Annotated in this window: 25 protein-coding genes; 16 read left to right on the top strand and 9 right to left on the bottom strand. The window is 72.9% G+C overall.

Annotated features, from left to right (window positions below; genetic code table 11):
* Together ABD331_RS31475 and ABD331_RS31470 are read left to right on the top strand one after the other, a co-directional pair.
* Positions 1 to 1,176 carry a sensor histidine kinase gene (locus ABD331_RS31475; RefSeq protein WP_344482489.1) on the top strand — a complete coding sequence of 392 codons (1,176 nt, stop codon included), beginning with the start codon at positions 1 to 3 and terminating at the stop codon, positions 1,174 to 1,176.
* Complete coding sequence (locus ABD331_RS31470; protein WP_344482486.1) at positions 1,167 to 1,811, top strand: response regulator; 645 nt, start codon at positions 1,167 to 1,169, stop codon at positions 1,809 to 1,811. Before ABD331_RS31475 ends, ABD331_RS31470 begins: the two co-directional genes overlap by 10 nt.
* Before the next feature lie 16 nt (positions 1,812 to 1,827).
* On the opposite strand, the gene ABD331_RS31465 is transcribed toward ABD331_RS31470, so the two are convergent.
* Positions 1,828 to 2,547, bottom strand: coding sequence for a sulfotransferase family protein (locus ABD331_RS31465; protein WP_344482483.1), 720 nt, complete (start codon positions 2,545 to 2,547; stop codon positions 1,828 to 1,830).
* A 130-nt stretch (positions 2,548 to 2,677) separates the two neighbouring features.
* Between ABD331_RS31465 and ABD331_RS31460 the strand changes: the two genes are divergently transcribed.
* Complete coding sequence (locus tag ABD331_RS31460; RefSeq protein ID WP_344482480.1) at positions 2,678 to 3,499, top strand: aldo/keto reductase; 822 nt, start codon at positions 2,678 to 2,680, stop codon at positions 3,497 to 3,499.
* Between the two features lie 89 nt (positions 3,500 to 3,588).
* Positions 3,589 to 4,713 (top strand): acyl-CoA dehydrogenase family protein, encoded by a 1,125-nt coding sequence (locus tag ABD331_RS31455; protein WP_344482477.1) that lies wholly within the window; start codon positions 3,589 to 3,591, stop codon positions 4,711 to 4,713.
* A gap of 29 nt (positions 4,714 to 4,742) precedes the next feature.
* Here the strand turns inward: ABD331_RS31455 and ABD331_RS31450 are convergent, their stop codons facing one another.
* The gene (locus ABD331_RS31450) at positions 4,743 to 5,483 is read right to left on the bottom strand and encodes a maleylpyruvate isomerase family mycothiol-dependent enzyme (RefSeq protein WP_344482474.1); all 741 of its coding nucleotides are present in this window, start codon (positions 5,481 to 5,483) and stop codon (positions 4,743 to 4,745) included.
* A gap of 64 nt (positions 5,484 to 5,547) precedes the next feature.
* On the opposite strand from ABD331_RS31450, the gene ABD331_RS31445 reads away from it, so the two are divergent.
* Positions 5,548 to 6,462 (top strand): helix-turn-helix domain-containing protein, encoded by a 915-nt coding sequence (locus ABD331_RS31445; RefSeq protein ID WP_344482471.1) that lies wholly within the window; start codon positions 5,548 to 5,550, stop codon positions 6,460 to 6,462.
* Here ABD331_RS31445 and ABD331_RS31440 read toward each other — a convergent pair.
* The gene (locus ABD331_RS31440; protein ID WP_344482468.1) at positions 6,452 to 7,648 is read right to left on the bottom strand and encodes an MFS transporter; all 1,197 of its coding nucleotides are present in this window, start codon (positions 7,646 to 7,648) and stop codon (positions 6,452 to 6,454) included. The two genes, ABD331_RS31445 and ABD331_RS31440, sit on opposite strands and share 11 nt — an antisense overlap.
* A 63-nt stretch (positions 7,649 to 7,711) precedes the next feature.
* Between ABD331_RS31440 and ABD331_RS31435 the strand changes: the two genes are divergently transcribed.
* The 3 genes from ABD331_RS31435 to ABD331_RS31425 all read left to right on the top strand — a co-directional run bounded on the left by ABD331_RS31435 (position 7,712) and on the right by ABD331_RS31425 (position 10,706).
* Positions 7,712 to 8,656 (top strand): LysR family transcriptional regulator, encoded by a 945-nt coding sequence (locus ABD331_RS31435; RefSeq protein WP_344482465.1) that lies wholly within the window; start codon positions 7,712 to 7,714, stop codon positions 8,654 to 8,656.
* Between the two features lie 21 nt (positions 8,657 to 8,677).
* Entirely contained in the window at positions 8,678 to 9,019 is a 342-nt protein-coding gene (locus ABD331_RS31430; RefSeq protein WP_344482462.1) for a hypothetical protein, read from the top strand.
* 79 nt (positions 9,020 to 9,098) lie between these two features.
* A complete protein-coding gene (locus ABD331_RS31425; RefSeq protein ID WP_344482459.1) occupies positions 9,099 to 10,706 on the top strand; it encodes an AMP-binding protein in 1,608 nt (535 codons plus the stop codon).
* A 6-nt stretch (positions 10,707 to 10,712) separates the two neighbouring features.
* Here ABD331_RS31425 and ABD331_RS31420 read toward each other — a convergent pair whose 3' ends face one another.
* The 6 genes from ABD331_RS31420 to ABD331_RS31395 form a co-directional block, all read right to left on the bottom strand.
* Positions 10,713 to 11,357: a class I SAM-dependent methyltransferase gene (locus tag ABD331_RS31420; RefSeq protein WP_344482454.1), complete on the bottom strand. Its 645-nt coding sequence runs from the start codon at positions 11,355 to 11,357 to the stop codon at positions 10,713 to 10,715.
* 123 nt (positions 11,358 to 11,480) lie between these two features.
* Positions 11,481 to 13,001: an acyl-CoA synthetase gene (locus ABD331_RS31415; protein WP_344482451.1), complete on the bottom strand. Its 1,521-nt coding sequence runs from the start codon at positions 12,999 to 13,001 to the stop codon at positions 11,481 to 11,483.
* Between the two features lie 33 nt (positions 13,002 to 13,034).
* A complete protein-coding gene (locus ABD331_RS31410; RefSeq protein WP_344482447.1) occupies positions 13,035 to 14,027 on the bottom strand; it encodes an LLM class flavin-dependent oxidoreductase in 993 nt (330 codons plus the stop codon).
* 14 nt (positions 14,028 to 14,041) lie between these two features.
* The gene (locus ABD331_RS31405) at positions 14,042 to 14,800 is read right to left on the bottom strand and encodes an aminotransferase class IV (RefSeq protein WP_344482444.1); all 759 of its coding nucleotides are present in this window, start codon (positions 14,798 to 14,800) and stop codon (positions 14,042 to 14,044) included.
* A 27-nt stretch (positions 14,801 to 14,827) separates the two neighbouring features.
* Positions 14,828 to 15,784 carry an adenylate/guanylate cyclase domain-containing protein gene (locus tag ABD331_RS31400; RefSeq protein ID WP_344482441.1) on the bottom strand — a complete coding sequence of 319 codons (957 nt, stop codon included), beginning with the start codon at positions 15,782 to 15,784 and terminating at the stop codon, positions 14,828 to 14,830.
* 38 nt (positions 15,785 to 15,822) lie between these two features.
* Positions 15,823 to 16,575 (bottom strand): FadR/GntR family transcriptional regulator, encoded by a 753-nt coding sequence (locus tag ABD331_RS31395; RefSeq protein WP_344482438.1) that lies wholly within the window; start codon positions 16,573 to 16,575, stop codon positions 15,823 to 15,825.
* An 88-nt stretch (positions 16,576 to 16,663) separates the two neighbouring features.
* Between ABD331_RS31395 and ABD331_RS31390 the strand changes: the two genes are divergently transcribed.
* From ABD331_RS31390 to ABD331_RS31355, 8 genes are read left to right on the top strand one after another with little or no spacing between them, the layout of a single operon-like run.
* Positions 16,664 to 18,160, top strand: a complete 1,497-nt coding sequence (locus ABD331_RS31390; RefSeq protein ID WP_344482435.1) for an ABC transporter substrate-binding protein — start codon at positions 16,664 to 16,666, stop codon at positions 18,158 to 18,160.
* The gene (locus ABD331_RS31385) at positions 18,157 to 19,095 is read left to right on the top strand and encodes an ABC transporter permease (RefSeq protein WP_344482432.1); all 939 of its coding nucleotides are present in this window, start codon (positions 18,157 to 18,159) and stop codon (positions 19,093 to 19,095) included. Before ABD331_RS31390 ends, ABD331_RS31385 begins: the two co-directional genes overlap by 4 nt.
* Entirely contained in the window at positions 19,092 to 19,925 is an 834-nt protein-coding gene (locus tag ABD331_RS31380) for an ABC transporter permease (RefSeq protein ID WP_344482429.1), read from the top strand. The genes ABD331_RS31385 and ABD331_RS31380 overlap by 4 nt, the downstream gene beginning before the upstream one ends.
* Positions 19,912 to 20,826 carry an ABC transporter ATP-binding protein gene (locus ABD331_RS31375; RefSeq protein WP_344482426.1) on the top strand — a complete coding sequence of 305 codons (915 nt, stop codon included), beginning with the start codon at positions 19,912 to 19,914 and terminating at the stop codon, positions 20,824 to 20,826. The genes ABD331_RS31380 and ABD331_RS31375 overlap by 14 nt, the downstream gene beginning before the upstream one ends.
* Positions 20,795 to 21,595 carry an ATP-binding cassette domain-containing protein gene (locus ABD331_RS31370; RefSeq protein ID WP_344482423.1) on the top strand — a complete coding sequence of 267 codons (801 nt, stop codon included), beginning with the start codon at positions 20,795 to 20,797 and terminating at the stop codon, positions 21,593 to 21,595. Before ABD331_RS31375 ends, ABD331_RS31370 begins: the two co-directional genes overlap by 32 nt.
* Positions 21,592 to 22,770, top strand: coding sequence for a M20 family metallopeptidase (locus tag ABD331_RS31365; protein WP_344482420.1), 1,179 nt, complete (start codon positions 21,592 to 21,594; stop codon positions 22,768 to 22,770). The genes ABD331_RS31370 and ABD331_RS31365 overlap by 4 nt, the downstream gene beginning before the upstream one ends.
* A complete protein-coding gene (locus ABD331_RS31360) occupies positions 22,770 to 23,909 on the top strand; it encodes a P1 family peptidase (RefSeq protein ID WP_344482417.1) in 1,140 nt (379 codons plus the stop codon). Before ABD331_RS31365 ends, ABD331_RS31360 begins: the two co-directional genes overlap by 1 nt.
* On the top strand, positions 23,906 to 25,327 hold the full coding sequence (locus tag ABD331_RS31355; RefSeq protein ID WP_344482414.1) for an aldehyde dehydrogenase family protein: 1,422 nt from the start codon (positions 23,906 to 23,908) through the stop codon (positions 25,325 to 25,327). Before ABD331_RS31360 ends, ABD331_RS31355 begins: the two co-directional genes overlap by 4 nt.
* Positions 25,328 to 25,335: the final 8 nt, after the last annotated feature.

Below are 25,335 nucleotides of genomic sequence, written 5' to 3'. Positions count from 1 at the left end.
GTGTCAGGCAACCGCATCGCCCGCCTCGTGACAGGAGTCCTCCTGGGCACAGTCCTGGGCACGATCCTCGGCGTGGCCGAGCTGCTCTTCCTGGCCGCCGCGGCGCCCGCCGCGCTGGTCCCCGCCCTGCGGCCCGCCGCCGCGCGCGGGCTGGCCCGGCTGACCGCGCTGGAACGCGCCCGCCTGTCCAGGTGGCTCGGGCACGAGGCGGCGCGGCACGACGGCGGGTACGGCTACCTCGCCGCCCGCGCCGCCCTGGGGGCCCTCGGCGGGTACGTCCTGGCGAGCGTCCTGTTCCTCGCCGTGCTGCTGCTGGCCGGTGGCACGTGGGACCTGATCTGGGGCGACTCCGAGCCGGTGCCCCTGGAGCTGCCCGGCGTGAAGCTCGTCACCAGCGGGGGCGCGCTCGGCGTCACGGCGGGACTGGCGGTGCTCGCGGTGCTGGTGCTGCTCGTCTGGGCCGCCGTCGCGCTCGACCGGCGGCTGGCCGCGCACTTCCTCGGGCCGACCGGGGAGGAGCTGATGCGCCGGCGGATCGCCGAGCTGACCGAGACCCGGTCCGGGATCGTCAAGGCGGTGGACGACGAGCGGCGCAGGATCGAGCGGGACCTGCACGACGGGGTGCAGCAGCGCGGGGTCGCGCTGGCCATGCTGCTCGGCCGCGCCCGCCACACCCTCGACGGCAGGCCCGATACCAGTGCTGCGGTCGCCGAGCTGGTCGCGCAGGCGTATGGCGAGTCACGGCAGCTCCTCGACGAGCTGCGCAGCGTGGCCTGGCGCATCTACCCGACCGCGCTCGACGAGCTGGGCCTGCGCGCAGCGCTGGCCGGCGTCGCGGAACGCGCGGGCGTGCCCGTCACCGTGCACCACAACCTGACCGGCCGCCCCGCCTCCGAGATCGAGACCGCCCTGTACTTCGTGGCCCGTGAGGCCATCACCAACGCGGTCAAGCACGCCGGCGCCCATGACATCCTGGTGGTCCTGACCGAGGACGAACGGACGGTGAGCGTGGCGATATCGGACGACGGCGAGGGCGGCGCCGACCCGTCGGGCGGCGGCCTGTCCGGGCTGGCCAGGCGCGTGCTGGCCCTCGACGGCAGGTTCACCGTCGACAGCCCGCCGGGCGGCCCCACCAGGATCGCCGCCACCCTGCCCAAGGCGCCGCCGTGCGGGTGATCCTGGCCGACGATTCCGTGCTGCTGCGCGAGGGCCTGACCCGGCTGCTCGCCGACGCCGGCCACGAGGTCGTGGCAGCGGTCGGCGACGCGCCCGCGCTGCTCGACGCGGTCGCGCTGCACCGCCCCGACGTGGCGGTCATCGACGTGCGCATGCCGCCCGAGCACAAGGACGACGGGCTGCGGGCCGCGCTGGAGATCCGCGAGCGGCTGCCCGGCGTCGGGGTGCTCGTCCTGTCGCAGTACGTCGAGCAGCACTACGCCGCCAGGCTGCTGGCCGGGTCCACGGAGGGGCTCGGCTACCTGCTCAAGGACCGGGTATCGGAGGTGGCCGAGTTCCTGGAGTCGCTGGAGCGGGTGCGGGCGGGCGGCACGGCGTTCGACCCCGAGGTGGTGCGCCAGCTCCTGGCCCGCACCACCCGTACCGACCCGCTGAGCAGGCTCAGCCCCCGCGAGGGCGAGGTGCTGCGGCACCTCGCCCAGGGGCTGGTGAACGCCGCCATCGCGGAGCGGCTGCACGTGTCGCTCAGCACCGTCGAGAAGCACGTCAACGCCATCGTGGACAAGCTCGACCTGCCCCGCGACCCCGGCTACAGCAGGCGCGTGCTGGCGATCCTGCGCTACCTGGAGAGCTAGGCCGCTACTTGGAGAGCTAGGCGCCGCTCTCGGTGAACGACGGGTGCGACAGGTCGCCCGACATCAGCCGGCCGAGGAACTCCCGCATCGACTTGCCGTCGTTGAGATGCGGGAACGGCTCGTCCGGCACGTCCGCGCCCAGGAACCGGCACAGCGGCTCCCAGCCTTCCCGCACGTCGAAGACGAGCAGCCGGTCGGCCGGCAGGCTCGCCTTCACGGTGGCCGTGTGCCGCTCGAACGCCGCGACGGCGCTCTCCTCGTCCACCGGCCCGTCGGCCATCGTCCTGCCGGGGCCGAACGTGGCGGCGGTCATGCGGTTGAGCACGGGCTGCAGCCGCTGCATCCCGCCGAAGACCGCCTTGGCCGCCGGGGGCAGGTCACGCTCGGCGCCCTGCGACATGATGGTCCTGGGCCCGTTGTCGATCAGCGTCAGCATGCTGGCGTACCAGGCGCGCGGGTCGCGTACGGTGAGCACGACCTTCGCCTCCGGGTACGCCCGCGCCAGCTCCCGCCAGAAGAAGGACGCCGGCCAGTCCTGCGTCGAGCCGAACCCGTCGAACAGCTTCTCCCAGTCGACCTCCTCGCCCTCCGCCAGCGGCAGCCAGTCGTCGACGCGAGCCGGCTCGGTCAGGATGTTGAACATGTGAAAACAGGGGCCGAATCCGAGCCGCTCCAGCGCGGCCTTCATGGAGCTGGTTCCGGTGCGCGGGAATCCCGCGCCGATCACGGTCAGCACAATCGCACCTCCACGAGTTGTCTACCGTACTAGTCGGAAACCTGCGCGTGAGTGTGACAGATTGCGGCGGATTGACCCGTGTGGCCCGGGGGTAAGGGGGAGTGTCAGCGTCACCCAAGGGGGAATGATCATGACCGTCATGCTCGCCGACGGCCGTCCGATGCCGCGCCTGGGGCTGGGCACCTGGCCGATGAACGACGAGGAGGCCCGCCAGGCCGTCACCCACGCCGTCTCGCTCGGCTACCGGCTCATCGACACCGCCGCCTCCTACGGCAACGAGGCCGGCGTCGGCGCAGCCGTGGCCGACGCGCCGGTGGCGCGCGAGGAGCTGTTCGTCACCACCAAGCTGCGCGGCTCCCACCACGGCTACGACGCGGCCATGCGCGGTTTCGAGGAGAGCAGGTCCCGGCTCGGCCTCGACTACGTCGATCTCTTCCTCATCCACTGGCCGCTGCCCGAGCGCGGCCTCTACGCCGACACCTGGCGGGCCTTCGTCCACCTGCGCGAGCAGGGGCTGGCGCGCTCGATCGGCGTGTCCAACTTCACCCCGGCGCAGATCCAGCGGCTCGTGGACGAGACCGGCGTCCGGCCGTCCGTGAACCAGGTCGAGCTGCACCCCGGCTTCCCCCAGCGCGAGCTGCGCGACTGGCACGCCGAGCACGACATCGTCACCGAGTCGTGGAGCCCGCTCGGCGCCGGCTCCAAACTGCTCGACGAGCCCGCCGTCACCGACCTGGCCGCCGCACTCGGCCGTACGCCGGCGCAGGTGGTGCTGCGCTGGCACGTGCAGCTCGGCGCGGTGCCCATCCCCAAGTCGGCCGACCCCGAGCGGATGCGGCAGAACCTCGAGGTGTTCGACTTCAGCCTCTCGCCCGAGGACCTGACCCGCCTCGCCACCCTCGACACCGGCGGCCGGCTCGGCGGCGACCCGGACACCCACGTCGAGCTCTGACCGCCCGCCGCTTCTCGCCTTAGCCTGGAGGGTGAACGGTTCGCCATGACGGGAACGCCCCCCTTCCTGCCAACCGAGGAGCGGCGAGGATGCGTGACGAGGACACGTTCGAAGAAATGCTGGCGGAGCTGGCCCGCCGCCGCGAGGAGTTCCGCGAGCTGCGCTACGTACCCAAGGACTTCGTCGACCGGCTCAAACGGCTCGGCCTCTACCGGGTGTCCACGCCGCGCCGCTTCGGCGGCGAGCCGATGCCGCCGGCCCGGTTCCTGCGCCTGATCGAACGCATCTCGGCCGTGGACGGCTCCACCGGCTGGGTGGCGAGCTTCGGCTCCCAGCTCGTCTACCTCGGCTCGCTCCCGCTGGAGACCCAGGCCAGGCTGTACGCCGACGGCCCCGACGTGGTCCTCGCCGGCGGCCTGTTCCCCGTCCAGCGGGCCACCCCCACCGGACGCGGCTTCCTGCTCAACGGCCGGTGGAAGTTCGCCAGCGGCTGCATGGCCGCCGACGTGCTCGTCGTCGGCATCCCGGGCGACGACTCCACCTCCGGCAAGCCGCGCGGCGCCCTCGTCCGACCGGAACACCTGGAGATCGTCCGCGAGTGGGACGTCGTCGGCATGCAGGGCACCGGCTCCTTCGACCTCGTCGCCCACGACGTCGAGGTCGACCGCTCATGGACCTTCATCCGCGGCGGCGCCCCGGTGATCGACGAGCCGCTCTACCGCTATCCCGCCATCACCTACGCCGCCCAGTCGCTGTCCGTCGTCTCCGCCGGCGTCGCCCGCGCCGCCCTCGACCACGCGGAGGGGGAGGGGAGCGGGCGCGCCGGCATCACCGGCGCGCCGCGCCTGGCCGACCGGCCCTACTACCGTTCCGGCATCGCGGAGGCGGAGGCCATGCTCCGGTCCGCGCGCGCCTACTTCTACGAGGCGGCTGAGGAGGCGTGGCAGGCGCTCGACGGAGCCGGGGTGGTCAGCGACGAGCAGAACGCGCACCTGCGCCTGTCCGCCGCGCACCTGGCCAGGACGGCGGCGGAGGTGGTGGCCAAGGTCGTGTCGCTGGCGGGGACCGCGGCGATCTACCGCGATCATCCATTGCAGGGGTTGCTGGGGGATGCGATGGTGCCGCAGGAGCACGCCTTCCTGAGCCCGGCGATGTACGACGCCGCGGGGGCCGTCCTCATGGGGCTGCCTCCCACGGCGCCCGCCTTCCGCTGAGCACCAGCACCAGCACCGTACGCGCTGCGCTAGAACGCGCTGTGGGCCAGCCAGTGCTCCAGCAGCGCGCTGTCCCCGCTGACGTCGGCGGGCGGCGTCCGCCGCGACAGCACCAGCATGATCTCGGTCACCGTCCCCGACACCACCACGTCACCGGGCCCGTTCCCGCGCTCCCACCGAAGCCCCTCCGGCAGCCGATGGATCACCCAGCCCGCCATCCCCCGCGCCCGGAACGCCAGCCGCTGGCCCGCCCCCCGCATCAGCGCCAGCTCCGGCTTGAACGTCTCCCCCCTCGGATGCGACATCAACTCGGCCCCCTCGGTGATGACGTCGGCGGCCAGGTCATCGGCGACCTCGTACCCGGTGCCGGTCGTCAGCGCCGCGTCGTAACGATGGATGACGGTCTCGCACAACATCCTGCGCAGCCAGAACGCCGCCGGCACCGGCCCCACGAACGACCACACCTCGGCGTCCGCCCCCACCTCGCGCACCGCCTCGACCAGCTCCCCGGCCCCCGCCCGCAACCACGCCCCCCACTCGTCCGGAGCCCCCGGATCGGCCTCGTCGGGATAGGGCACCGCCACGCCCTCGCGCACCAACGCGGCCCCCCACCGGTCGGCCTGCCCGACATGCGAGACCAGAGTCCGCAACCGCCACTCGGGACAGGTCGGCACCACAGCCTCCGGATCGCCCCCGGCGACCGCCTCGGCGAACCCTTCCGTCTGCTCCCGCAGCCCCTCCGCGAGCCGCGCGTAGTCCAGAGCCGGCATCGGCGTCACTCCTCTTCCTCGGGTACGCCGCTACCGTAGGAACTCCAGTCGGGTGGAGGTTCAAGTGCTCTTACGCGATGAGACGCTCGGGATCGGAGAGCTGGCCCGGCTGACGGGCGTCCCGGTGCGTACCATCCGCTTCTACTGCGACGAGGGCATCGTCGCGTCGGCGCGCAGCACGGGGAACCACCGCAGGTTCGGCCGCGACGCCGTCGATCGGCTCGTCCTGATCAGGCGGCTGCGCGCGCTCGGCCTCGGGCTGAACGCGATCGCGCGGGTGCTCAGCGGCGAACGTTCGATGGCCGACGAGGTGTCCGCGGAACGGGCCGCGCTGGACGCGCGGCTGGCCGAGCTGGCCTGGCGCCGCGCCGCGCTGCGCGCCGTCGAGGAGGCCGTCCCCGACCAGCGGGCGTCCAGGCTCGAACTGCTGGCCGCCGTGCAGGACGCCGCCGCCGCACGCGAGCGGCTGGTCGGCTTCTGGCGGCGGCAACTGGTCTCGCCCGTCTCCGACGGGATCTACGCCTCGTTCCTGTCCATGGCCGCGCCCCAGCCGCCCGCCGACCCCACTCCGCTGCAGGTGGTCGCGTACGCCGAACTCGTCCATCTCGTCGGCGACCGGGCGCTGACGAGCGGCCTGCGCGCCAGGGCCCTCGCCAACGCCCGCACGATCGGCGACGAGGACGCCCTGATGCACGGCGTCGGCGAGGCGGTCACGCTGGCCCAGCCGTGCGTGGTCGCGGGCGAGCAGCCGCGCCCGGGGCCGGAGCTGGACCGCTTCGTCGCCGCCCACGCCACCGTTCGCGGGCGCGACGACACCCCGGCCTTCCGCCGTGAGCTGATGGGCATCGTGGCGTCCGACCGCGATCCGCGCGTACGCCGTTATTGGCGGCTCGTGGGTGAGGTGAGCGGTGAGCGGGCCACGATCGGCGCGCTGGTCGCCTGGCTGACCGACTCACTCGAACGTTCCCTCACCCGCTGACGCGCGGGGCGGCGGTCGGCCGGTGCGAGCGCCGGGTCACGAGCACGGCGGCGGCGGCCAGCAGCAGCCAGGCCGACGTCATGACGATCAGCCACGTCCACCCCGCCTCGCCGTAGACGACGGCGCCCAGGGTGCCGCCCGCGCCGCTGCCGAGGTAGTAGCAGAGCGTGTAGACGCCCGCCGCCCTGCCCCGGGCGGGCGGGGGCGCGTCGGCGGTCACCCAGGCGTTCGCGATGGCGTGCGCGGCGAAGAAACCGGCGGTCAGCACGGCGAACCCGAGCGCGATCACGGGCAGCGACGGGTGCGCGGTCAGCGCCGAACCCACCACCGTCACCGCCAGCGCCGCCACCAGCGCCGACGTCCGGCCCAGGCGTGCGGCCAGCCTGCCCGCGGCGGCCGAGGAGGCGGTGCCCATCGCGTAGGAGAGGAACACCAGCGAGGCGGCGGCGGGGCTCAGCGAGATCGGCGGCGCGGCCAGGCGGAAACCGGCCGCGTTGTAGAGCGCCACGAACGCGCCCATCGCGAGTGCCCCGACCGCGAACGGCGCCACCAGCCCAAACCCGAGCCGCGCACCGTCCCTGCGAGACGCGCCGTCCCTCCGCGTCTCTCCGCGCGGCAGGGTGACCGCCGTGAACAGCGCGCACACCAGCGAGACTCCTGCCACCGCCACCAGCGACCCGTGCCACCCCAGCGGCCCGGCGGCAAACCCGGCGCCGAGGCGTCCCAGCATGCCCCCGACCGAGTTGCCCGCGATCATCGCCCCCACCGCCCCCGCGAGGCGGGCCGTGCCGACCTGGTCTGCCAGGTACGCCGCCGCGACCCCCGCGAAGCCGGCGATGGCCACCCCCTGCACCCCGCGCATCACCAGGAACGCAGGAAAGGACGGCGCGAGCGGCAGCAGCAGCCCGATCACCGCCGACACCACCACCGACCAGAGGATCACCCGCCGCCGCCCGAGCACCCCCGCCAGCCACGCCAGGGGCAGCACCGCGACGGCCAGGGAGGCGGTCGCCACCCCGATGGCGAGCGAGGCGCTGCCCGGGTCGAGCCGGTAGGCGGCGGCGAGCTGGGGGAGCACCGGCTGGGGCGCGTACAGCAGGGCGAACGACGACAGCCCCGCCGCCGCCACGGCCGCGCTCACCCGCCGGGTGTCGACGACCGGTTCGGAAGCTTGAAGAACCACCACCCCCCAAACGCTAAGCATGGCTAATAAATACGTCTAATACATCTCCATGCAATAATCCATACAATGATGGATGATTCCGACGACCGGCTGGCCGCCCGCCTGGCCCCGGCCCTCGCGCTGCTGGCCGCCGTGGGCGAGACCGGGCACGTGACGCGCGCCGCCGAGCTGCTCGGCATCCCGCAGCCCACCGCCAGCCGCCGGCTCGCCGCCCTGGGCGAGCTCGTCGGCGCCCCGCTCGTCCTTCCCTCGGGCCGCGGCATCCGCCTGACCAGGGCAGGACGTACGCTGGCCGCCGCCTCCACCCGCGCGCTGGCCGCCATGACCGCCGCCGCCCGCGAGGTGCGCGAGGAGATCGACCCCGGCAGCGGCCGCATCGTCCTCGGCTTCCTGCACCTGCTCGGGCGCACGCTGGTGCCGTCCCTCATCGGCGGCTTCCGCGAGCGCAACCCGGGCATCCGCTTCAGCCTGGCGCAGGGCTCGCGGCAGGACATGCTGGACGCCCTGCGCGAAGGCGAGATCGACCTGGTGTTCGTCGCGCCAATGCCGCTCGACGACCCCGGCCTCGTCAGCCGCCCGCTCGCCGACCAGGAGCTGGTGCTGTGCGTGCCGCCGTCCCACCGCCTGGCCGCCAGGGCGCGGGTGCGGGCGGCCGAGCTGGCGCGGGAGGAGTGGGTGACGCTGGAGCACGGGTACGGGCTGCGGCAGATCACCGATGACCTGTGCGCGGCTTCGGGGTTCGAGCCGCGGATCGCGTTCGAGGGGCAGGAGTCGGAGACCGTGCGGGGGCTGGTGGCCACCGGGCTGGGGGTGGCCGTTCTGCCGCGGTCGGATCAGGCGCCGGCGGGCGGGGTGGTGGAGATCCCGCTGTCGCCCGCCCTGTTCAGGACGGTCGGGGTGAGCTGGCCGGCGGGGGAGCGGATGACGCCCGCGGTGCGCGCCTTCCGCGACCACGTCTGCTCGCACCCCACCGACCTGGGTCTCGCCTTCCGCCCTGCGGCCGGTGCGTGAACGCTTGAGAGACTGGGCTCCATGACACATGACGGGGATGCGGGGGTGCCGGGCTCGCTGGCGCGGGTCCTGGCGGAGGTGGCGGCCGAGAGGGCGGCGCAGGACGTGCGGTTCGGCATGCAGCTTCTGCCCGACGGCACCGGCGGCGAGGGGAGGGTGGCCGCCTCCGACCAGGCCAGGGACGCGACGGACACGGCGGCGCAGGGAGGGGCGCTGACCTGGCGGCACATCCTGGCCGAGGAGGTCATGGAGGCGTTCGCCGAGTCGGACCCGGCCCGGCTCAGGGCTGAGCTGATCCAGGTCGCGGCCGTGGCCGTCAAGTGGACCCAGGCCCTCGACCGCCGCCCCAGCCCCCATCCATAAGGTCTACAAGTCATTGACGGGCTTCCCATTCTGTGTAGAAGATTTGGCAACGATTGCCCGCCTGCGGATGGGGACGGCCATGACGTCCGAGTCGTTCAACGCCAGCGTCTATCTCACCGACCGCCAAGTCGCGGCGGGCCGGGGCGACCACGTCGCGGTCACCGGCCCCGCCGGCACGCTCACCTACGCCCAGCTGGCCACCCGGGCCGCGGAGCTGGCCACCGGCTTACGGAAGCTGGGCGTCAGGCCGGAGGAGCGGGTGCTGCTCGTCATGTCCGACCGCCCCGAGACCGTGGTCACCATCCTGGCCGTGATGCGGATGGGGGCGGTCGCGGTGCCGGTGTCCACCATGTACAACGGTGCTGAGCTGGGGGATCTCGTCAGGGACTCGCGGGCGCGGCTGGTGGTGGCCACCCCCGAGTTCGAGCCTGCTGTGCGAGAGGCGCTGGCCGGCGCTCCCGAGGTGACCCGCCTGCTGGTCACGGACCGCGACTGGGGCGAGGTGGCGGCGCCGGGCGGGCCGGTCGATCCGCCGTACGACACCTGGCGCGACTCGCCCGCCCTGTGGCTCTACACCTCCGGCACCACCGGCGCCCCCAAGGCCGCCATGCACCGGCACGGCGCGATCAGGGACGTCTACGAGACGTACGGGCGGCAGGTGCTCGGCATCCGGCCGGACGACCGGTGCCTGTCGGTGGCGCGGCTGTTCTTCGCGTACGGGATCGGCAATTCGATGTTCTTCCCGCTGGCGGCGGGGGCGACCGCGATCCTCGACCCGGCCAGGCCCACGCCTGGCGGGGTGATCGCGCGGGTGGCGGAGGAACGGCCCACCCTGTTCTTCGCGGGCCCCACGTTCTTCGCGGCCCTGCTCGCCGCCGAAGCCGCCGAAGCCGCCGAAGCCACCGAAGCCACCGAAGCAGCCAAAGCCGCCAGAGCCGCCGACGCCGCCGAAACCACCGCCGCCGCCGACGCGTTCTCGTCCGTACGGCTGGCCGTCTCGGCGGGCGAGGCGCTGCCCGCCGAGATCTACCGCCGCTTCACCGGCCGCTTCGGCGTCGACATCATCGACGGCCTCGGCTCGACCGAGGCGCTGCACATCTTCATCTCCAACCGCCCCGGCCAGGTCCGCCCCGGCACCTCCGGAACCGTGGTCCCCGGCTACGAGGCCCGCCTCCTCGACGAGCGCGGCGAGCCCGCCGGGGCGGGCGAGCCCGGCCACCTGTACGTGCGGGGCGACTCGATAGCCACCGGCTACTGGTGCCGGACGGCCACCACCCGGCAGGTGTTCCAGGGGGAGTGGCTGCGCACGGGCGACACGTACGTGCGGGAGGAGGACGGCTCCTACCGGTGCCTCGGCCGCTCCAACGACATGATCAAGGCGGGCGGGATCTGGGTGTCGCCGATGGAGGTGGAGGCGCGGTTGCTGCAGCACGAGTCGGTGGGGGAGTGCGCGGTGGTGGCCTACCTCGACGGGGAGGGCCTGGAGAAGCCGGTGGCGTGCGTGGTGGCCGCCCCCGGGCGGACGGTGGACCCCGGGGAGCTGATCGGGTTCTGCCGGGACGGGCTGGCGTCGTTCAAGCGGCCCCGCGAGGTGCTGGTGCTGGACGAGCTGCCCAAGACGGCGACCGGCAAGATCCAGCGCGTGGTGGTCCGCCGGCTCGCCGCCGACCGCCTGGACAAGGGCTGACCGCACCTAGGAGTGCCTGGCGCCGTAGACGGTGACCGCGAACGGGCGCGGCGGAGCCGTGTAGACCTCTTCACCCAGCCGCTTCAGCGTCCCGTGCGCGTCCAGGTACCCGTGCAGCCGATCGGCCTCGGGCCACGGATGCACCGCCACCAGCACCCCGTCAGGCTTCAACAACCCGCTGAGTTGCGCGGAAGCCCGCTGCAGCCGCTCGTGCCGCCCCAGGTAGTACAACGTCTCCGAGCAGAACGCCAGGTCGAAGCCAGGCTCGGCGGGGTGGGTGAGGAGGTCGGCCTGGACGAACCGCACCCGCCCGTTCCGTTCCGGCACCCGCGCCCTGGCCCGCGCCAGCGCCCGCCCCGACACGTCCATCCCGGTGATCTCGGCTTCCGGATAGGTGGCGGCGAGCGCGTGCGTGAAGACGCCTTCCGCGCAGCCGACTTCGATGATGCGCCGGTACGGCCGGGGCGGCACGTGTTTCAGCGTGGACCGGTACTTGTGTTGCTCGTAATCGTCGGTGGACAGTTTCCAGGGGTCGGGGGTGCGGTGCCACCAGTCGAAGTAACGGCGCAGGATCATGCCCTGCCCCTTGGGGGACAGCAGGGAGAGCGTCCGGAAGAACGTACGATGCGCGAGCTCAGGAAGGCTGGGCACGGGCGGCCTCTCTCGGTCGGGGACAAGGGGGTCGTCCGGGACGTGAGGTGCAGTCGTCGTCGAAAGGGAATGCCCGCTCAACGAGCGGGCGATGCCCGATGGTGCCCGTTTCCCGAAAGGGATTTACGAAATGCCGCTGCGCAGCTCCCGCTTCAGCACTTTTCCGGAGGCGTTTTTAGGAAGTGATTCCAGAAAAACAATGCGTTTGGGGGTTTTGAACGGCGCGAGCCGCTCCCGCAGGAACGTGATCAGCTCCTGCTCCGTCACCCCGGCGCCCTCGCGCAGCACGACGGCCGCCGTCACCGCCTCGATCCACTTCTCGTCCGGGATCCCGAACACCGCCGCCTCCGCCACGGCGGGATGCTGGTAGACGGCCTCCTCGACCTCGCGGCTGGCCACGTTCTCGCCACCCGTCTTGATCATGTCCTTCTTCCTGTCGACCACCGACAGGTAGCCGTCCTCGTCCATGACCCCCAGGTCGCCGCTGTGGAACCAGCCGCCGCGGAACGCCTCGGCGGTCTTGTCAGGGTCGTTCCAGTAGCCGAGCATGGCGTGCGGGCTGCGGTGCACGATCTCGCCGACGACGCCGGGCGGCACCGGCCGGTCGGCGTCGTCCACGATCCTGGTCTCGACGTTCAGCGCGGGCCGCCCCGCCGAGCCCAGCCGGGTGAGCTGCTCGTCGGGGCCGAGGATGGTGGCGACGGGCGCCATCTCGGTCTGGCCGTAGAAGTTGAACAGGCGCACGTCCGGCAGCCGCGTGGCGATCTCCTTCAGCACCTCCACCGGCATGATGGACGCGCCGTAGTACCCCTTGCGCAGCGACGACAGGTCGCGGCGGTCGAAGTCGGGGTGGCGCAGCAGCGAGATCCAGACCGTCGGCGGGCAGAACAGCTTGGTGGCCCGCTCGCCCTCGATGGTCGCCAGGATCGCCGCCGGGCTCGGCCCCGGCAGGATGATGTTGGTGGCGCCCAGGTAGACGCCGGGCGTCAGGAAGCAGTGCAGTTGCGCGCAGTGGTAGAGGGGCAGGGCGTGCACCTCGACGTCGTCGGCGCTCATCTCGCCGTCCACCACGCACGTCACGTACTGCGCGATCAGGCTCCTGCTCGACAGCGTGGCCCCCTTGGGGCGGGACTCGGTGCCGCTGGTGTACATGAGCTGGATCGGGTCGTCGTCCGCGATCTCCACCTGCGGCTCCGAGCCGTCCTCGAAGGACGACCACGCCGTGAACGGCTCCCACCCGTCCCGTCCCGCGCCGATCACGCCGCGCACCGCGACCTCGGGCGTGACCGCCACGGCCGCCACCGGCAGCAGCGCCTCCTCGGCCAGCATCCCGGTGGCGCCGCAATGCCGCAGGATGTACGCCACCTCCTCGGCCCCCAGCATGAAGTTGATCGGGACGGAGATCGCCCCCAGCCGCGCCAGCGCGAAGTAGGCCACCACGTAGGCGTGGTTGTTGTGGCTGAGGACGGCGAACCGGTCGCCCTTGCCCACGCCCCTGGCGGCCAGCGCGTTGGCCGTCCTGTTCACGGCCAGGTCGAGATCGGCGTAGCTCTGCCGCAGGTCGCCGAAGACGACGGCGGTCTTGGCGGGGTGCCGGGCGGCGGTGCGCCGCAGGAGGTCACCGATGGCGTGCTGACGGATCATGCGAACACCCTTCAGAACGATGTTCGGGCGATCTTAACCCGTCAGCAGCCGCGCCAGCCGCCGGTAGGAGTCCAGGCGCCGGTCCAGGTCGTAGGTGTTCATCGTGACCAGCACCTCGTCGGCTCCGCTCGTCTCGACCAGCGTGCCGAGCGCCACCGCCACCTCGCTCTGCGTGCCGTGGATCCGTCCCTTGAGCGCCTCGTCCAGATAGGCCCGCTCCCGCGCGCCCAGCTCCATGCGCGCGATCTCCCCGGCGGGCACGAGCGGCGGGAAGGAGCCGCCGGTGCGCGAGCGCACCGTGGCCCACGCCTCGGGAAGCTGCAGCAGCGCCGCCTCCTCGGCGCTCGCGCCGACCGCCACGTCTGCCGCGACCATCACGTACGGCCGCGCCGCCCACCCGGACGGCCGGAACGCGGCCCGGTAGCGCGCCACGGCGTCGTGCATCCGCGCCCCGGCGCCGATCACCATCGGCAGCCCGTGCCCGGCCGCGAGGTCCGCCCCCGCCCCCATGGCCAGCACGAACACCTCCGGCCGCAACCCCTCGGCGGGCAGCGCGTGCACGCCGGGATAGGCGTCCTGCGTGCCGGTGAAGAACCCGAGCAGCTCGGCGAGCTGGTCGCCGAACCGGTCCGCGTCGTCCTTGCCGTGCCCGAGCGCCTTGCGGATGCCCCCGGTGAAACCCACGGAACGCCCCAGCCCCATGTCCACGCGGCCGGGGAACAGCGACTCCAGCACGCCGAACTGCTCGGCCACCACCAGCGGCCGGTGATTGGGCAGCATCACGCCGCCGGTGCCCACCCGGATCCGCGACGTCGCCGCCGCCACCGCCGCCGCCAGCACGGTCGGCGCCGACCCCGCCACGCCGGGCACGCTGTGGTGCTCCGACACCCAGAACCGGTGATATCCCAGCTCCTCGGCCTGCCGCGCGAACGCCACGGTCTCGCGCAGCGCGGCGCCCGGGGTCGAGCCGCGGCGGACGAGCGAACGGTCGAGAATCGAGTAGGCGGTCATGTACGGGTGCAACACACCCGCACCCCGGATCAATCCACCGGGTCGGCGGGGACGCTCTCGTAGTGCCCGGCCAGCCGCGCCACCAGCCCGGCGTCCTGGCGCAGCGGAACGCCGTCCACCCTGCCGACCGGCATCACTCCCCAGGAGTTGCAGAGGAACACCTGGTCGAAGCCCGTCAGGTCGGCCACCTTGATCGGCCGGCGCTCCTGCGGCACGTCCAGGTCCATGAGCAGGCTCATCGTGATCCCGGTCAGCATCGGCGCGTCCGGCCAGATCAGGCGGCCGTCGGCGAAGGCGCCCAGGTTCGTGATCGCGCCCTCGCTGATCAGGCCGTCCTCAGTGGTGAGCAGCGCCTCGTCGAACCCCGCCGCGGTGGCCTCGCGGACGATGTGGGCCTGCTGGAAGCCGAAGGCCTGCTTGATGTGCGGCAGGTAGCGCTGGTAGACGACCGGCCTGACGTGCAGGAGGCCAGGGAGCGGCGGGTGCGGCGGGTAGGCGGCGGCCACCACGCGCGGCCGGCCGCCGTGCTCCACCACGTTCACCCGCAGACCGGCGTCGCGCCCGCCGGGGCCCAGCACGGCCCTGATCGAGGCCAGTACCGCCGCCCGGTCGATCCCCGCCCCGAACAGCTCCCTGTTGGCCGCGTCGAGCCGATCGAGGTGCCGGTCGAGGCCGCGCACCCGCCGATCCCTGACCTGCATGGCGGTGAAGTGCCCGTAGCGGGCGTCCAGCATGAGCCGAGCCTCGTCACCCACAGGCTCGCCGTCCACGGCGGTACGTCCCGTCACGATGATCTACTTTACGGGGGTGAGAGCTCAGGCGCTCCCGGCGCGCATCACCGTGTACGGCGCCAGCTCCCCCAGCCCCCGCACCGACAGCCGGTTGACCTCCCGCAGCCGGAACGCCCGATCCCCCTCCAGCTCCTCGGCGAGCTGCGGATCGGCCAGGATCGTTCCCGGCAGCGACAACGCGGTGAGCCTGCTGGCCAGGTTGACGGTGGTGCCGAACACGTCGCCCATCCGCCAGATCACCGGCCCGGACGCCAGCCCCACCCGAAGCTCGGGCATGTCCTTGCCGCGGGCGTGCGTCTCGACCAGCCGCAGCGCGATCTCGGTGGCCACGTGCGCCTTGTCGCTGACGAACAGCACGGAGTCGCCGAGGGTCTTGACCACCCGCCCGCCGGACGACGTCACGATGTCGGCGGAGCGCCCCTCGAACCTGTCGATCAGCCTGGCCAGTTCCCCGCCGGTGATCTGCCTGCTCAGCCGGGTGAACGCGACGAGGTCGGCGAAGCCGACGGCGAGCCGTACGGCGCTCATGTCCTGGTCGGCGATGCGCCCGGCGGCGGCGGCGAGCTGGCGCTGCCAGGCGTAGACCAGCAGTTTGGCCAGGTCGGGCACCACCCGCTCGGCCCGCCTGCGCCAGGCGCGGGGCCGCTCGGCGAGCGGCACGCCGGCGTTGTCGAGCGCCTCGGCGCCCAGCTCGGCCTGCGACTCGGCCAGCCTGGTGGTGGCGCGGCCCAGGGAGCGGGCGATGAGCAGGACGTGCTCCTCGTCGTAGACGCCCGAGGTCACCATGCCGAGCAGCGTCTTGAGCGCCTCGACGTCGGAGGCGGTGAACTCGACGGCGTCGTCGGGCACGTTGGCGAACCCCAGGGCACGCCAGAAGCGCCGCGCGCGATAAACCGGCACCCCCGCCATCTCGGCGACCTGGTGACTGGTGTATCGCCGCGGCTCACGCAGAAAGGCCTCAGCCAGCCCGTCCCCGTCCACGCCCGCCACCTCGGCAACATAACACCCTGTGGGCCAGATCACTCCAACAGTGCCCTCAGGGCACTCCGCTCTCCTTCATCTACATACCCGGCGTAGTAGTCATACATCGCTTTTCTCGACAATCGCGCGGCCAGGGGGCCGTCGCCGGCCCGGACGGCGGCGATCACCTCCTCGTGGTGGCGGATGCTGCGCCGCATCAGCTCCTCCCGGTCCGGCGCCGCCGCGATCCGCTTCGCGATGAGCTTGACCACGATGGAACGCACCACGTCCGTGCAGACCTGGATGAGCTTGTTGCCGCACGCCCGCGCCACCGCGTCGTGGAAGGCCACGTCCGCCGCCCCGAACGCCTCCTCGTCCTGGCCCACGGCGGCCCGCATGGCGGCGACGGCCGCGTCCATCTCGGCGAGCTGCCCCTCGGTGCGCAGCCGCGCGGCCAGCAGCACGGCGGAGCCGTCCAGCACCATCCTGAACTGCACCAGCTCGCCCAGCGACAGCTCCGCCACCCGGGCGAGGGTGGTCATCGACTGGTGTAATGCGGCGGGGGAGAACGGCAGCACCTCCGCCCCGTTCGGGTCGCCGGGCCGCGAGCGCACCAGCCCGCGCGCCTGCAGCACCCGCAGCGCCTCCCGCACGGTGGACCGGCTGACCGAGAACTGCACCATCAGCTCGCGCTCACTCGGCAGCCGCCCGCCCGGTGCGAGAGCACCGCTCTCGATGGCCTCCTCGACCTGCTCCACGACCCGCTCGTAGGCGCGCACGGCACGCACCGGCTCGAAGCGCGGACCACCCATGCAAGCCCCCTTGACCCGAGCCGTCACCGGCTGGCAATGTGCGTAGCCTACTGGTCAGACCAGTGCACTAGCCAGGAGGCTGTAGGACATGAGGCGAATCGGGATCTGGATCGCCGCGGGCGGTCTCCTGCTGGTCACGGCGGCCTGCGGAGGCGGTTCGGGCGGCGATGGTGCGGGCGGCGGGACCCCGAAGAGCCAGACGCTGTCGGTCGGCGCGGTGGCCGAGCCCGCCAACCTCGACTTCACCTCCACCGAGGGCGCCGCCATCCCGCAGGCGCTGCTGGTCAACGTCTACGAGGGCCTGGTCAAGCTCGACCAGGAGGGCGAGATCGTGCCGCTGCTCGCCGAGAAGTGGGACGTCTCGGAAGACAGGAAGACCTACACCTTCACCCTGCGCAAGAACGTGAAGTTCAGCAGCGGCGCGCCGTTCACCGCCGACGACGTGGTCTTCTCGCTCAACCGGGTCGCCTCCGACTGGAAGCTCAAGATCAAGACGCAGCTCGACGTCATCGCCAAGGCCGAGAAGAAGGACGACACCACCGCCGTCGTCACGCTCAAGCAGCCCAGCAACGGCTTCCTCTACTCGATGACCAGCAGGCTCGGCGCCATGTTCAGCCGCACCGGCGTCGCCGACCTGGCCAACAAGCCCGTCGGCACCGGCCCGTACGTGCTGGGCTCCTGGCGGCGCGGCGACTCGCTCAAGCTGGACGCCAACCCCTCCTACTGGGGCGCCAAGCCGGCGCTGTCGTCGGTCACGCTGAAGTACTTCAAGGACGCCACGGCGATGAACAACGCGCTGCTGACCGGCGGCATCGACGTCATCTCCAGCGTGCAGGCGCCCGAGTCGCTGCAGCAGTTCGCCGACCCCAACCGGTTCGAGACCATCGAGGGCACCACCAACGGCGAGGTCGTGCTGTCGATGAACAACGGCCGCCCGCCGTTCGACGACAAGCGGGTCAGGCAGGCCGTGCGGCACGCCATCGACCACAAGGCGCTGCTCGACACCGCCTGGGCCGGGCGCGGGCAGCTCATCGGCTCGATGGTGCCGCCCACCGACCCCTGGTACGAGGACCGCACCGGCGACTACCCGTACGACCCGGCCAAGGCCAAGGAGCTGCTCGGCGGCAAGACGTACAACGTCAAGATGCGCATCCCCAACCTGCCGTACGCGGTCAACAGCGCGCAGGTCGTCAAGTCGCAGCTCGCCCAGGTGGGCATCACGGCCGAGATCGAGCCGCTGGAGTTCCCTGCGCGCTGGCTGGACCAGGTGTTCACGAAGGGCGACTACGACCTGTCCATCATCAACCACGTCGAACCCCGCGACATGGGCATATTTGCTGATAAGTCGTACTACTTCCGTTACGACAACCCCGAGTTCGGCAAGCTGCTCGCCTCCGCCGACGCGGGCACCGAGCAGGAGCAGACCGACGACCTCAAGCAGGCCGCCAAGCTGCTGTCCGACGACGCCGCAGCCGACTGGCTGTTCCTGTTCCCCAACCTGATCGTGGCGAAGAAGGGCGTCACCGGGCTGCCGAAGAACGCCATCTCGGAGTCCTTCGACTTCACCGCGCTCGCCAAGCAGTGACCCTGTACCTCGTCAAACGGCTGGCGGTGCTGCTCGCGAGCACCGTCGTGGCCGCCGTGGCGGTGTTCGCGTTCATGGCGCTGCTGCCCGGCGACCCGGCCGAGATCGCGCTCGGCGTCAACGCCACCCCCGAGGCGGTCGCCGAGCTGCGCCGCCAGTTCGGCACCGACCGGCCGCCCGTCGTGCAGTTCCTCGACTGGTTCGGCGGGCTGGCCCAGGGCGACTTCGGCACCTCGTACGTGACCAGCGCCCCCATCGGCCCGCAGATCTCCGACCGGCTCGGCGTCACGCTCGTGCTGGTGCTCGGCGGCATGGTCGTGGCCCTGGCGCTGGCCGTGCCGCTGGGCACGTTCGCCGCCGTCCACCACAGGAACCCGCTCGGCGCGGCCATCAGCGCCGCCAGCCAGGTCGGCATCGCGATCCCCGCCTTCCTGGCCGGGATCCTGCTCGTGTTCGTCTTCGCGGTGCAGGCCCAGGCGCTGCCGTCCGGCGGCTACGTGCCCATCGCCGACGACCCGGGCGAGTGGCTGCGCAGCCTGCTGCTGCCGTGGCTGTCGCTCGGCCTCGTCCAGGGCGCCGTGCTCACCCGCTACGTGCGCAGCGCCGTCCTCGACGTCATGCGCGAGGACTACCTGCGCACCGCCCGAGCCAAGGGCCGCGGCAGCACCGGCGCGCTGTGGCGGCACGGCCTGCGCAACGCCGCCGTCCCCGTCGTCACCGTGCTCGGCCTGCAACTGGCCACGCTGCTGATCGGCGCGGTCGTGGTCGAGCGGGTCTTCGTCATCCCCGGGCTCGGCGACCTGCTGCTCAACGGCGTCGCCGGGCGCGACCTGCTGCTCGTCCAAGGCGTGGTGATGGTGCTGGTGGCAGCCGTCCTGCTGATCAACTTCGTGGTGGACGTGACCTACCACCTGCTCGACCCGAGGCTGCGATGAGAGCCAGGACGAACGTCGCACTGCTGGTGGGCGGCACACTGGTCGGGCTCGTCGTGCTCGCCGCCGTCGTCTCCTTCTTCTGGACGCCGCACGACCCCACACTCGTGGACGCCGCGGGCAAGCTGCGCGAGCCAGGCGACGGCTACCTGCTCGGCGCCGACAAGTTCGGCCGCGACACCTTCAGCCAGCTCATGGTCGGCGCCCGCACCACCCTCTACGTCGGCATCGTCGCCGTCGGCATCGCCGCGCTCATCGGCACCCCGCTCGGCGTGATCGCCGGGATGACGCCGCGCGGCGGGCTGTCCGAGCTGATCATGCGGGCCAACGACCTCGTCTTCGCCTTCCCCGCGCTGCTGCTCGCCGTCATGCTCGGCGCCGTGTACGGGCCGGGCACGCTCACCGCGATGATCGCGATCGGCGTGGCCACCGTGCCCGCGTTCGCCCGCGTGGCCCGCGCCGCCACCCTCCAGGTCATGGTGACCGACTACATCCTGGCCGCCAGGGCCGCCGGGCGGCGCCGCCCCGCCATCGCCGTACGGCACGTGCTGCCCAACATCTCCTCCGTGCTCATCGTGCAGGCGTCGGTGTCGTTCGCGATCGCCATCCTGGCCGAGGCGGCGCTGTCGTTCCTCGGCTTCGGCACCCGCCCGCCGATCCCGTCGTGGGGGCGCATGCTGCAGGAGTCGCAGGAACTGCTCTTCTCCACGCCCCGCCTGGCGCTGTGGCCGGGGATCGCGATCGCCGTGGCCGTGCTCGGCTTCAACCTCCTCGGCGACGGCCTGCGCGACCACCTCGACCCCAAGCTCAGGAGGATCCGTGCTGAAGGTTGACGGCCTGACCGTCCGCGCGGACACCGTCGAGCTGGTCCGCGACGTGTCGTTCGCCATCGCGCCCGGCGAGCGGGTCGGGCTGATCGGCGAGTCCGGATCGGGCAAGTCGCTGACCGCGCTGTCGCTCATGGGTCTGCTCCCCGAGGGCGTCACCGCCTCCGGCCTGGCCAGGCTCGGCGACCGCGACCTCGTCGGCGTGCCGGAGAGCCGCGTGAAGGGCCTGCGCGGGCGGGCGCTGTCCATGGTCTTCCAGGAGCCGATGACCGCGCTCAACCCGCTCATGCGGATCGGCGCCCAGGTCGCCGAGGTGATGACCCTGCACGGCCGCCCCCGCCAGGAGGCCAGGGAACGCTCCGCCGAGCTGCTCGAACGCGTACGGCTGCCCGAACCGGGGCAGATCGCCCGCGCGTACCCGCACCAGCTCTCCGGCGGCCAGCGCCAGCGCGTCATGCTCGCCATCGCCCTGGCCAACGGCCCCGAGCTGCTCATCTGCGACGAGCCCACCACCGCGCTCGACGTCACCGTCCAGAAACAGATGCTCGACCTGATCGGCGAGGTCGCGCCCGCGCTGCTGTTCATCACCCACGACCTGGCCGTGGTCGCCGCCATGTGCGAGCGGGTCCTGGTCATGTACGGCGGCCGCGTCGTCGAGTCGGGCCCGCTGCGCGAGGTCTTCACCCGGCCCCGCCACCGCTACACGCAGGGCCTGCTCGCCGCCTCCCGCCTCACCCCGCGCGGCACCCGCCTGCCCACCATCGCCGGCAGCGTGCCACCGGCCGGCCGCTTCCCCGGCGGCTGCGTCTTCCGCAACCGCTGCCCGCACGCCACCCCCACCTGCGAGACGACTCCGGCGCTGACAGGAGACGGCCATGCCTACGCATGCTGGCACCCCGCTGATTGAGGCGAGCGGCCTGAACCGGATCTACCGCCGCCCCCGCACCTCGCTCACCAAGCCCGGCGCCGCCGTGCACGCCCTGCGCGACGTCTCCCTCACCGTGCACCGGGGCGAGCGCTACGGCATCGTCGGCGAGTCAGGCTCCGGAAAATCGACCCTGCTGCGCCTGCTCTGCGCCCTCGACCAGCCCACCAGCGGCACCATCCGCTTCGACGGCCAGGAGATCACCGGCAGGCCCGAACGCCGGCTGCGCTTCCTGCGCGAGAACCTCCAGATCGTCTTCCAGGACCCGATGAGCTCACTCGACCCGCGCATGCGCGTCCGCGACCTCGTCGCCGAACCGCTGGCCGCACTCGGACTGCCCGCCGGCGACCGGGTCGCGGAGCTGCTCGACGCCGTCGGCCTGCCCGCCACCGCCGCCGACCGGTACCCGCACCAGTTCTCCGGCGGGCAGCGGCAGCGCATCGCCATCGCCCGCGCGCTCGCCCCCCGCCCCAAGGTGCTGGTCGCCGACGAGCCCGTCAGCGCCCTGGACGTCTCCGTCCGAGGGCAGATACTCAACCTGCTGGCCGACCTCGTGGACGAGCTGGGGCTCACGCTCGTGTTCGTCTCGCACGACCTGTCCGTGGTGCGGCACGTGTGCGAGACGGTCGCGGTCATGAGCAAGGGCGAGATCGTGGAGACCGGGCCCGTGGACGACGTCTGGGCCGCGCCCGCCCACCCGTACACGCAGGAGCTGCTTGCGGCCGTACCGACTCTGGAGGGACTGCTGTGATCGAAGTCGACGCCGATGGAGTGGTGGAGTTCACGCAGGCGCTGGTCCGCGTCCCCAGCACCAACGACCCGGCGCGCGGGCGCTGCGAGCAGCCCGCCGCCGACCTCGTCGAGGCGCGGATGCGGGACTGGGGCTGGAACCCGGTCGTGTACGAGGCCGCGCCCGGCCGGCCGAACGTCGTCGCCGTCGTCGAGGGCGGCGGCGGGCCAGGCCCCACCCTCATGTTCGAGGGGCACACGGACGTCGTCACCGAGGGCGACCTGTCCTCCTGGACCGTCGACCCGTTCGGCGGCGAGATCCGCGACGGCAAGCTGTGGGGGCGGGGCAGCGCCGACATGAAGTCCGGCCTGGCCGCCACCCTCTACGCCACCCGCGCCCTGCAACTCGCGGGAACGTTCCCCGGCCGGATCAAGGTGTGCGCGCTGGCCGACGAGGAAGGCCTCATGCTCGGCGCCCACCACTTCGTCTCCTCCGGCCTGGCCGCCGACGTGGACGGCGCGATCGTCGCGGAACCCGAGGCGGGCGAGATCTGCGCCGTCGCCAAGGGCGCCCTGCGGCTGCGCGTGGACCTGCACGGCCGGATGGCCCACGGCGCCATGCCCCAGCACGGCCGCAACCCCATCGCCGCCGCCGGAACCCTGCTCGCCGGGCTGCGGTCGCTGCAGGAGGACCTGCAGCGGCGCCACCCCGCCCACGAGCACCTCGGCGAGGTGTACGTGACGCCGACCGTCCTGCGGGCCGGGTCCGAGGAGCAGGTCAACGTCATCCCGGCCGTCGCCTCCGTCTTCGTGGACGTCCGCACCGTGCCCGGCGCCGACCACAAGGAGATCGCCGACCGGGTGGCCGCCCTCGCCACCGGCGACGGGATCTCCGCCGAGGTGTCCGTCCTCGTGGACCGGCCGCCCGTGGACGTGCCGCGCACCGACCCGGTGGTCGCCGCCCTCGCCGCCGCCCACCGGGCCGTCACCGGCCAGGAGCCCGTGTACGGCGGGGTGCCCGGGACCACAGACGGGACCGTCCTGACGCACTGGGGCGGGGTGCCGTCCGTGGTCTACGGGCCCGGCGGCAAGTGGATCGCGCACCAGGCGGACGAGTACGTGGAGGTCGCCGAGATCGTCCAGTGCACGCGCGTGTTCGCCGAGGCCGCCAGACGCTTTCTCAACGGGGACCACTGATGGTGTCGCCTCTCATGCGGGCCGGCGAGACGAACTCGCTAATGGACGTGGCGGGGCTGCGGGTCGGGCACGCCCGGCGCGTCGGCGGCGGCTTCCGCACCGGGACCACCGTCGTCCTCGCGCCCGCCGGAGGTGTCGTGGCGGGGGTGGACGTGCGGGGCGCCGCGCCGGGGACCAGGGAGACCGAGCTGCTGGATCCGCGGAACCTGGTGGAGCGGGTGCACGCGGTGGTGCTGTCGGGCGGGAGCGCCTTCGGGCTGAGCGCGGCTTGCGGGGTGGTGGGGCGGCTGGCGGACGCGGGGGTGGGGTTTCCGGTCGTGGGCGGGGCGGTGCCCATCGTGCCCGCGGCGGTGATCTTCGATCTTGGACGTGGGGGTGTCTTCCGGGCGGTTCCGGACGACACCCTGGGGGCCGCCGCCTACGACGCCGCCGCCGTACCCCCTGAAAGGACCCCAGCTCCGGACGGCGCTGCCCCCGTACCCCCTGAAAGGGCCCCAGCCCTGGACGGCGAGGCAGCCGCGGCAGGCGGGAAGCAGGACGGCGCCATCGCCTGCCACCACGGCCCGGCCAGAGGCTCGATCGGCGCAGGAACCGGAGCCCTGGCGGGCGGCCTGGCCGGAGGGGTGGGCACCGCCAGCGCCCTCCTCCCCGACGGCGCCACCGTGGCCGCCCTGGCCGTCGTGAACGCCGCAGGCTCCGTCCTCGACCCCCACGACGCCACCCTCGCAGGCGCCCGCTACGGCCTGCCGGGCGAGTTCGACCACCTCGGCCCCCCGGCCCCGGACGAGGCGCAGGCCTGGAGCCCCGAGCACGCCCCGTCCTTCAACACCACGATCGGCATCGTGGCCACCGACCTCACCCTCACCAAGGCCCAGTGCGGCAAGCTGGCCGCCGTCGCCCACGACGGCCTGGCCAGGGCCATCCGGCCGGCGCACACCATGACCGACGGCGACACCATCTTCGGCCTGGCCGCCTGCGCCCGCCCGGCCCCGGGCCAGGACGAGTTACAGGACGTCCTCGCCGCCGCGGCCGACGTGTTCAGCCGTGCGGTGGCCGACGCCGTCCTGACCGCCACCGGACGCGCGGACGCCCCTGCCTACCTCGACGTCTTCCCGAGCGCACTGCGGAGCCGACCATGACCTTCGAGCAGAGCTGGCCCGCGGGCCTGCCCATCGGCGCCGGCTGGGTGGACACCGCCGCCACCACCGACGTGATCTTCCCCTTCGACGGCTCCACGGTGGCCGCCGCCCCGCTCGGCACGGCCGCGCACGCCGCCACGGCCGTGGAGGAGGCGCTCGCCGCGGCGCCCGCGACGGCCGCGCTGCCGTCGCACGCCCGCCGCGCCGCCCTCATGGGCGCCCATGACGCGCTGCGTGACCGGCGGGCGGAGTTCGAGCGGCTGCTCGTGCTGGAGACCGGCAAGCCGCTGGTGGACTGCCGCGTCGAGGTCGCCAGGACGCTCCTCACGCTGGCCACCGCCGCCGAGGAGGTCGCCAGGCTGCACGGGGAGACCGTCCCGCTCGACCTGCTGCCGTCCGGGGAGGGCCTGATCGGGTTCTGGACGCGCCGGCCCATCGGCGTCGTCGTCGGCATCACGGGCTTCAACTATCCCCTCCTCCTGGCCGCGCACAAGATCGCTCCGGCGGTCGCGGCGGGCTGCCCGGTGATCGTCAAGCCCGCCCCGGCGACCCCGCTGGCCACCCTCTGGCTCGCGCACCTGCTCAGGGACGCGCTGCCGCCCGCCGCCGTCCAGGTCGTCACGGGCGGGGTGGAGGTCGGCCGCACCCTCGTGGAGGACCGGCGGATCGGCGCGGTGTCCTTCACCGGCTCCGCCGCCGCGGGCCACGCCATCGCCCGCGCCGCCGCCCCGGCCAAGGTGCTGCTGGAGCTGGGCTCGAACGCGGCCCTCGTGGTCGCCGCCGACGCCGACCTCGAGGCCGCCGCCGACGCGGTGGTGCGGGGCGGCTACTACGCCTCCGGCCAGGCGTGCATCTCCGTGCAGCGGGTGCTCGTCGAGGAGCCGGCGGCGGCGGAGTTCCTGCCGCTGCTGGCCGACCGGGTCAAGGACGTCACCGTCGGCGACCCCCGGCTGCCGGAGACCCGCGTCGCCCCGCTGATCGACCAGGCCGCCGCCGAACGCGTCCTGGAGTGGGTCGCCGCCTCGGGCGCTCACGTCGTCGCGGGCGGGCACCGCGACGGGCGCGCCATCGCGCCGACGGTGCTGGCCGGCGTGCCCGACGGGGCCGCCGCCTGGGACGAGGAGATCTTCGGGCCGGTCGTGTGCGTCCGCCAGGTGCCCGACCTCGACGCCGCCTTCGCCGCTGTCAACCGGTCCAGGTACGGGCTGCACGCGGCGGTGTTCACGCGGTCGCTGGCCACCGCCTTCGCGGCCATCGACCGGATCGAGGCGGGCGGGGTGGTGGTGAACGATGTGCCGGGGTTCAGGGCCGACAACATGCCTTACGGCGGGGTGAAGGACTCGGGGGCGGGACGTGAAGGGCCGCGGTTCGCGATCGAGGAGCTGACCGTGACCAGGATGGCGATCATCCGCCCCTGACTGCTCCG

It is taken from the genome of Nonomuraea monospora, from assembly GCF_039531895.1.
Classification (GTDB): domain Bacteria; phylum Actinomycetota; class Actinomycetes; order Streptosporangiales; family Streptosporangiaceae; genus Nonomuraea; species Nonomuraea monospora.
This window is presented reverse-complemented; position numbering and strand designations above follow the sequence as displayed.

Excerpts from the sequence above, each read along its gene's own strand:
- ABD331_RS31460 (WP_344482480.1), top strand. The coding sequence starts at position 2,678 with ATGACCGTCATGCTCGCCGACGGCCGTCCGATGCCGCGCCTGGGGCTG.
- ABD331_RS31455 (WP_344482477.1), top strand. The coding sequence starts at position 3,589 with ATGCGTGACGAGGACACGTTCGAAGAAATGCTGGCGGAGCTGGCCCGC.
- ABD331_RS31450 (WP_344482474.1), bottom strand. The coding sequence starts at position 5,483 with ATGCCGGCTCTGGACTACGCGCGGCTCGCGGAGGGGCTGCGGGAGCAG.
- ABD331_RS31435 (WP_344482465.1), top strand. The coding sequence starts at position 7,712 with ATGATGGATGATTCCGACGACCGGCTGGCCGCCCGCCTGGCCCCGGCC.
- ABD331_RS31430 (WP_344482462.1), top strand. The coding sequence starts at position 8,678 with ATGACACATGACGGGGATGCGGGGGTGCCGGGCTCGCTGGCGCGGGTC.
- ABD331_RS31425 (WP_344482459.1), top strand. The coding sequence starts at position 9,099 with ATGACGTCCGAGTCGTTCAACGCCAGCGTCTATCTCACCGACCGCCAA.
- ABD331_RS31415 (WP_344482451.1), bottom strand. The coding sequence starts at position 13,001 with ATGATCCGTCAGCACGCCATCGGTGACCTCCTGCGGCGCACCGCCGCC.
- ABD331_RS31395 (WP_344482438.1), bottom strand. The coding sequence starts at position 16,575 with ATGGGTGGTCCGCGCTTCGAGCCGGTGCGTGCCGTGCGCGCCTACGAG.
- ABD331_RS31390 (WP_344482435.1), top strand. The coding sequence starts at position 16,664 with ATGAGGCGAATCGGGATCTGGATCGCCGCGGGCGGTCTCCTGCTGGTC.
- ABD331_RS31380 (WP_344482429.1), top strand. The coding sequence starts at position 19,092 with ATGAGAGCCAGGACGAACGTCGCACTGCTGGTGGGCGGCACACTGGTC.
- ABD331_RS31370 (WP_344482423.1), top strand. The coding sequence starts at position 20,795 with ATGCCTACGCATGCTGGCACCCCGCTGATTGAGGCGAGCGGCCTGAAC.
- ABD331_RS31360 (WP_344482417.1), top strand. The coding sequence starts at position 22,770 with ATGGTGTCGCCTCTCATGCGGGCCGGCGAGACGAACTCGCTAATGGAC.
- ABD331_RS31355 (WP_344482414.1), top strand. The coding sequence starts at position 23,906 with ATGACCTTCGAGCAGAGCTGGCCCGCGGGCCTGCCCATCGGCGCCGGC.